Annotated in this window: 8 protein-coding genes and 1 tRNA gene; 5 read left to right on the top strand and 4 right to left on the bottom strand. The window is 67.3% G+C overall.

Features of this window, described 5'->3' with window-relative positions:
• Positions 1-2 precede the first annotated feature (2 nt).
• From MIC448_RS07840 to MIC448_RS07825, 4 genes are all read left to right on the top strand, one after another.
• Positions 3-1,103, top strand: a complete 1,101-nt coding sequence (locus MIC448_RS07840; protein ID WP_051513360.1) for an acyl-CoA desaturase — start codon at positions 3-5, stop codon at positions 1,101-1,103.
• An 87-nt stretch (positions 1,104-1,190) separates the two neighbouring features.
• Positions 1,191-1,838: an asparagine synthase gene (locus tag MIC448_RS07835; protein WP_243419927.1), complete on the top strand. Its 648-nt coding sequence runs from the start codon at positions 1,191-1,193 to the stop codon at positions 1,836-1,838.
• A 118-nt stretch (positions 1,839-1,956) separates the two neighbouring features.
• Positions 1,957-2,029 (top strand) — tRNA-Arg (locus MIC448_RS07830).
• Positions 2,030-2,138: 109 nt separating this feature from the next.
• A complete protein-coding gene (locus MIC448_RS07825; protein WP_036298071.1) occupies positions 2,139-2,804 on the top strand; it encodes an SDR family NAD(P)-dependent oxidoreductase in 666 nt (221 codons plus the stop codon).
• Between the two features lie 28 nt (positions 2,805-2,832).
• On the opposite strand, the gene MIC448_RS07820 is transcribed toward MIC448_RS07825, so the two are convergent.
• From MIC448_RS07820 to MIC448_RS07805, 4 genes are all read right to left on the bottom strand, one after another.
• Positions 2,833-4,587, bottom strand: a complete 1,755-nt coding sequence (locus MIC448_RS07820; protein ID WP_051513358.1) for a DEAD/DEAH box helicase — start codon at positions 4,585-4,587, stop codon at positions 2,833-2,835.
• Positions 4,588-4,661: 74 nt separating this feature from the next.
• Positions 4,662-4,949 carry a hypothetical protein gene (locus tag MIC448_RS07815; protein WP_036298068.1) on the bottom strand — a complete coding sequence of 96 codons (288 nt, stop codon included), beginning with the start codon at positions 4,947-4,949 and terminating at the stop codon, positions 4,662-4,664.
• An 8-nt stretch (positions 4,950-4,957) separates the two neighbouring features.
• Entirely contained in the window at positions 4,958-5,179 is a 222-nt protein-coding gene (locus tag MIC448_RS07810; RefSeq protein ID WP_144238012.1) for a hypothetical protein, read from the bottom strand.
• Between the two features lie 21 nt (positions 5,180-5,200).
• Positions 5,201-5,542 carry a hypothetical protein gene (locus MIC448_RS07805; protein ID WP_144238011.1) on the bottom strand — a complete coding sequence of 114 codons (342 nt, stop codon included), beginning with the start codon at positions 5,540-5,542 and terminating at the stop codon, positions 5,201-5,203.
• A 115-nt stretch (positions 5,543-5,657) separates the two neighbouring features.
• Between MIC448_RS07805 and MIC448_RS07800 the strand changes: the two genes are divergently transcribed.
• The coding region (locus MIC448_RS07800; RefSeq protein WP_036298064.1) for a glutaminase at positions 5,658-6,324 on the top strand (667 nt) is incomplete at its 3' end.

Genomic DNA, 6,324 nt, shown 5'->3' with positions numbered 1-6,324 from the left:
CTATTGCTCCCCCCGCAGCCCAGCTTGGGCCCGTACGTCAGACGTACGCGAAGTCAGACACGTATCCGAACCTCACCCGTGCGTACACCGAGGTGTCACAGGTGGTTCGCGAGACCGGGTTGCTGGCTCGGGCGCCCAAGTTCTACCTGCTCGTCGGGTCGGCGCTGCTCGTCGCTCTCGCCGCGTGCGGCGTCGCCTTCGTGCTCCTCGGTGACAGCTGGTTCCAACTGATCGTCGCAGCGGCGCTCGGCATCATCCTGACGCAGATCGCCTTCCTCTCTCACGAGGCCGCCCACAAGGCGATCTTCACCTCCGGCAAGGCGAACGACCGCCTCGCCAAGATCCTCGGCAACGGGATCGTCGGCATGAGCTACTCCTGGTGGGGTTCGAAGCACACGCGCCACCACGCCAACCCGAACCGGATCAGCCGCGACCCCGACATCGAGATCGACACGATCTCGTTCGTCGAAGAGGATGCGGCCAAGGCATCCGGTCTTCTCGGCTTCATCACGCGTCGCCAGGGCTACCTGTTCTTCCCCCTCCTCGCGTTCGAGGGAATCAACCTCCACTACCTGAGCATCAGGCACCTGGTCACGACGCCGGGCGTCAAGGGCCGCTGGTACGAGCTCACTCTTCTGGCGATTCGCTTCACCGTCCTCTTCACGATCGTGTTCTGGTTCCTGCCGCTCGGCATGGCCTTCGCGTTCCTCGGTGTTCAGCTTGCGGTCTTCGGCATCTACATGGGTGCGGCGTTCGCGCCGAACCACAAGGGCATGCCGATCATCGACAAGGACGCCAAGCTCGACTTCTTCACCAAGCAGGTCCGCACGTCGCGCAACGTGTCGGGCGGCTGGTGGGCCACCTGGCTCATGGGCGGTCTGAACTACCAGGTCGAGCACCACCTGTTCCCGAGCATGGCTCGCCCGCACCTCGCCAAGACGCGTGAGATCGTGCGCGACCACTGCAAGACGCTGGACGTGCCCTACACCGAGACAACGCTGCTGCGCTCGTACGGCATCGTCATCGCCTACCTGAACCGGGTCGGTCTGTCGGCTCGCGACCCGTTCGATTGCTACATCGTGGAACGATTCCGCAAGGTCTGATCGTTTCGACCGATGGCGCCGGGGATTCGTCCTCGGCGCCATCGTCATGTGTCGGGCGATCCGGCTAACCTCGAACCGGGAGGGGACGTGGGCCCGAAAGCCTCACCGGCGAAAAAGTCCGACGACTCGGTAGTCGTCGCGGCCCCGCCTGCGCGCCCGAAACTCGCCGAGATCGTCTCGGAGGGCCTGTATATCGCCTCCGCCGCGATCAGGTTGTCGCTGAAGAACCGCATCCTGATGGACACGATCGGCGGCGGCGCCGGGTACGACGTCGACAAGTTCATTCCCGATGCCCGTGCCGCACTTCTCGCGCTCGCCGACGAAGCGGATGCCGCCGCCGAGCGCATCAGGAAAGAACGCAAGGACGCGTGGCGTCGATTCAGCGATCCGGACAGCACGCACGACTACGGCAGCCGCGATGTGCGCAACCTCCGCCGACGCCGACGTCAGTCGCAGCGCGTCGCAAAAGAGTTGCGTGCACGAGCCGAGGACGATCAGGAGTTGCGCCGGCTGGTCGAGGCTGCGCGTGATGCGGCCTGGGGCGAGTTGGCTGAGAACATCGACCGCAGCCTGCGGGTCGAGGCCGCGCGACCCGACCTCGAGCCCGACTACGCGACCATGCGCGAGGCGCGTATGCAGGCGCTCCGACTCGTGGACCTCAGCAAGCTCTCGTCGGTGCAGCGGCAGCGTCGCGCGACCGAGGCGGAGCGTGCCGACGGTGTCGACGACGACTGACGGGGCGCGGACACCGCGTAGACACCGCGTAGACGGGGCACGATTCGCGGGCGCCTCGCGCGTGGGGTATCCTGGACGCTGGTCTGCGCGGGTCTTCGGATGCCGCGGGATCAGGATCGCGCTCGTAGCTCAATGGATAGAGCATCTGACTACGGATCAGAAGGTTGGGGGTTCGAGTCCCTTCGAGCGCACACTGTGTTGAGACAGTGAAATACCGAAAGCCCGCGGATCCCGCGGGCTTTCGTGTTTGCTGCCGCGCTCTCGCTGCCCCACCCTCGAGCCGTTCAGTACCCTCGGATGATGCCTCTCGCTCTCGTTACCGGCGCCGCGCGCGCGAACAGCATCGCCGCAGGCGTCGTGCCCCGACTGGTCGCCGACGGCTGGCACGTCGTGACGAGCGACCTGGACGCGGGAGACCACCCCTGCGATCTCTCGACGGCGACGGGACCCGACGACCTCATCGCCCGCGTCGCCGCCGAGCACGGACCCATCACCGCGCTCGTCCTCAGCCACGCGCACGATGTCGAATCCGGCATCCTCGACACGACCGCCGAGAGCTTCGACCGCCACGTCGCCGTCAATGCCCGTGCTGCACTGCTGTTGATCGCCGCGTTCGCGCGACAGGTACCCGAGGGTGGCGGCGTGATCGTGGCCTTCACCAGCGATCACACCACCGGCAACCTGCCCTACGGCGCCTCGAAGGCGGCGCTCGATCGCATCGTCATCTCGGCGGCACGCGAGCTCGGTCCCCTCGGAATCTCCGCGAATGTCGTCAATCCCGGACCGATCGATACGGGATGGATGGACCAGGGCGTCCGCGACGCCCTGGTCCCGCACCAGCCGATGGGAAGGCTCGGGGTACCCGGCGATATCGCGCCCGTGGTGTCTTTTTTGCTGTCGGACGAGGGGCGCTGGGTCTCGGGCCAGCTCCTCAACACGGACGGCGGTTTCTCGGCCCGCTACTGAAGCCGGGCCCCGACCCGAAACGGACCGATCACTGACGCGGCGGGCGGTCCTCGCGCTTTGCGGATCCGGCGAAGCGGTCCGGCTTCAGCTCGATGAGCTTGCCGCTGATACGGGTGTTCTCGAGGCGCTTGAGGGTGTCTCGCGGGAGGTCGGCCGGCAGCTCGACGAGCGAGAAGTCCGGGCGGATCTGGATGGCGCCGAAGTCCTCTCGGCGAAGTCCGCCCTCGTTCGCGAGCGCACCGACGATCTGGCGCGGCTCGACCTTGTGCCGGCGCCCCACGGCGATCCGGTAGGTCGTTCGCGCACCACCGCCCGTTCGAGCGCCGCTACGGGGGCCACGATCGGAACGTTCGTTGCGGTCACGCCCACCACGCTCGGGACGGTCCTGCGAATCCCGCGCGAAACGAGGCTCGGGTGCGGCATCCGGGTCGAGCAGCAGAGGCGTGTCGCCCTGTGCCACGACGGCGAGGGCCGCCGCAACGTCCGCCTCGGGGACGTCGTGGTGCTCGACGTAGTGCGCGACGATGTCGCGGAACAGCCCGATCTGTGCCGGATCCGCGAGGGCGGCCGTGATCGCGTCGTCGAACCGTGTCAGGCGCGTGGCGTTGACGTCGTCGACGCTCGGGAGCTTCATCTCGGTCAGCGGCTGGCGCGTGGCTCGCTCGATCGAGGTCAGCATGCGGCGCTCGCGCGGGGTGACGAAGCTGATCGCCGCGCCCGTGCGTCCCGCGCGGCCCGTGCGGCCGACGCGGTGGACATACGACTCGGTGTCGATCGGCAGGTCGTAGTTGACCACATGGCTGATGCGGTCGACGTCGAGACCTCGGGCCGCGACATCCGTTGCGACCAGGATGTCGAGCTTGCCGCTCTTGAGCTGGTTGACCGTCCGCTCGCGCTGCGCCTGGGCGACGTCCCCGCTGATCGCGGCGGCGGTGTATCCGCGGGCCCGCAACTTCTCGGCGAGCGTCTCGGTCTCGTTCTTGGTGCGGGTGAAGACGATCATGCCCTCGAAGTTCTCGACCTCGAGGATGCGGGTGAGCGCATCGACCTTCTGCGGGTACGACACGATCAGATACCGCTGGGTGATGTTCGCCGAGGTCGTGGTCTTGGTCTTGACCGTGATCTCTTCGGGGTCGTTGAGGTACTGGGCCGAGATGCGACGGATCTGCGCCGGCATCGTCGCCGAGAACAGGGCGACCTGCTTGGTCTTGGGGGTGTCAGCCAGGATCGTCTCGACATCCTCGGCGAAGCCCATCTTGAGCATCTCGTCAGCCTCATCGAGCACAAGGTACTTCAGCTCCGACAGGTCGAGGGTGCGCTTCTCGAGGTGGTCCATGATGCGGCCGGGGGTACCGACGACGATGTGCACGCCGCGGCGGAGCGCGGAGAGCTGCTGGCCGTAGCCCTGTCCGCCGTAGACCGGGAGAACGTGCACGCCGCGCAGGTGCGACGCGTACTTCTCGAACGCCTCGCACACCTGCAGGGCGAGCTCGCGGGTGGGGGCGAGCACGAGGGCCTGCGGAGTCTTCTGCGAGAGATCCAGTCGAGACAGGATCGGCAGGGCGAACGCAGCGGTCTTTCCGGTTCCGGTCTGAGCGAGGCCGACGACGTCGCGGCCCGCGAGGAGCGGGGGGATCGTGGCGGCCTGGATGGCGGAGGGCGTCTCGTACCCGACATCCTTCAACGCCTTCATGACCGCGTCGTCGAGACCGAGGTCGGCAAATGTGGGCTCCGGACGGGCAGGCTCTGCCTCGACGGTGTCGTTCTCGTTCAGGTCGACCATGGTTTCGACGGTAGTCCCCCAACGGTTCCGCCGCGACTTGGCGCATCGCACGCGTGCGCCCGGGGACCGCCACGCTAGCGGGCAGCGAACACGGCCAAACCGATGAAGACCAGCCCCCCGGCCCCGAGCAGCGCGGCCGACGCCCACCGATAGTCGCCGTGCGTGAGGCGTGCGTACAGCTCGGTGACACGACCCGAGAGGGTCGGAAACCGGGACCAGGTCCAGGTGAGGACGAGGAACGGGCCGACCAGCGCGATCAGGAACACGACGTAAGCGGCGATGCGCAAACCGATGTGCTCGGTCAGCCCTGCGGTCACGCGCCCCGTCATGTACATGATGGGCAACGTCGTGAACCCGATCACCGCACAGCTCAGACCGAGCGGAAAGTAGCTGATCGCCGCATGATGACGTCGAGGCCGCCGCGGGCCGCCCGTCGCCGCAGGGCTCGATACGGCTGGATCGACGCCAGCCCCGGGCCCCCCGGAATGACGACGAGCGGAGTATCCGTTCGTGGCCCCGACCTCGTGTACGCGAGACGGAACGCGGGCGCATCGTGCGTTGCCGGGCGCAGTATCCGCTGGATGCGTGTCACGTCCCGAGCGTAAGGGGTGGGCTAGATCTCGTCGATGCCGGGGACGCCGTGGGGGATCTCTTCGGGCTCGGCCGGCTGTGCCCTGGGCCCGACTCGAAGCAGATTGATCTTCTCGCGCATGTACGAGATCGCGTCGGGGTTCGCCGGCGGTTGCAGGGCGGAATGCGTCGACTCGGCGACGAGGTTCGAGGCGGCATTGAGCACGAAGTCCGCTTCGATGTCGTCGCCGTCTTGGCCGACGCCACTGATCCGCACGGTGTCGGCCGACTGCTCGGCGCCCAGGAGCGCGGCGTACTCGATCAGGCAGTCGGACGTCTCGTCGTCGATGAGGATCGTACGGTCGGCAAATGAGATGCGTTTCACGCGTTCCATTCTGCAAGGACCGGTGATTCGTGTCGCGGGACTTGACACAGGCAGCGGGGAACACACGCAGGCGGTAGCGGCCATGGCCGGAGCGACGCGTGACAGTCTGGGAGCTATGCCTTCACGTCGCGACGCCCGCACCTACGACCTCAAGGACCTGCGCGACCGTGTCATACGTGAGAGTGGTGGTGCGGTGGATGACAGCATCCCTCAGCTCGCCGAGGCCGACCCGGAGCTGCTGGGCATCGCGATCGTGCTGCCGGACGGATCCGTCCGAACGACCGAGCAGGCCGATGTCGCGTTCAGTGTGCAGTCCGCCGTCAAGCCGTTTCTGTTCGCCCTCGCCCTGCTCGACACCGATGGCGAGGTGCTCGACCGCATCGGGATCGAACCGACGGGCGAGGCCTTCGATGCGATCAAGCTCGAGAGCGGTACGGGGCGTCCGCCGAACCCTATGGTCAACGCGGGTGCCCTGCTGACCGCGGCGGTCGTCGACGGTGACGGTGTCGAGGGGCGGAACGGACGCATCCTGCGCGGTCTGTCGGCATTCGCCGGGCGCGAGCTCACCGTCGACGAGGATGTCGCGCGAAACGAGCACCTGCTGGGGGACCGCAATCATGCGCTCGCGCACCTGATGCGTTCGGAGGGCACCCTGCGGATCAGTGCCGACGACGCTGTGGCGGTTTATGCGCGGGCATGCGCCGTGCTCGTCGACGCCGAAGCGCTCGCCGTGATGGGTGCGACGCTCGCGTTCGGCGGGGTGAACCCGGTCACCGGCAAGC

It is taken from the genome of Microbacterium sp. C448, from assembly GCF_000582705.2.
GTDB lineage: Bacteria > Actinomycetota > Actinomycetes > Actinomycetales > Microbacteriaceae > Microbacterium > Microbacterium lacus_A.
The sequence above is the reverse complement of the archived record's forward strand: the minus strand, read 5'-3'. Positions and strand labels throughout refer to the sequence as shown.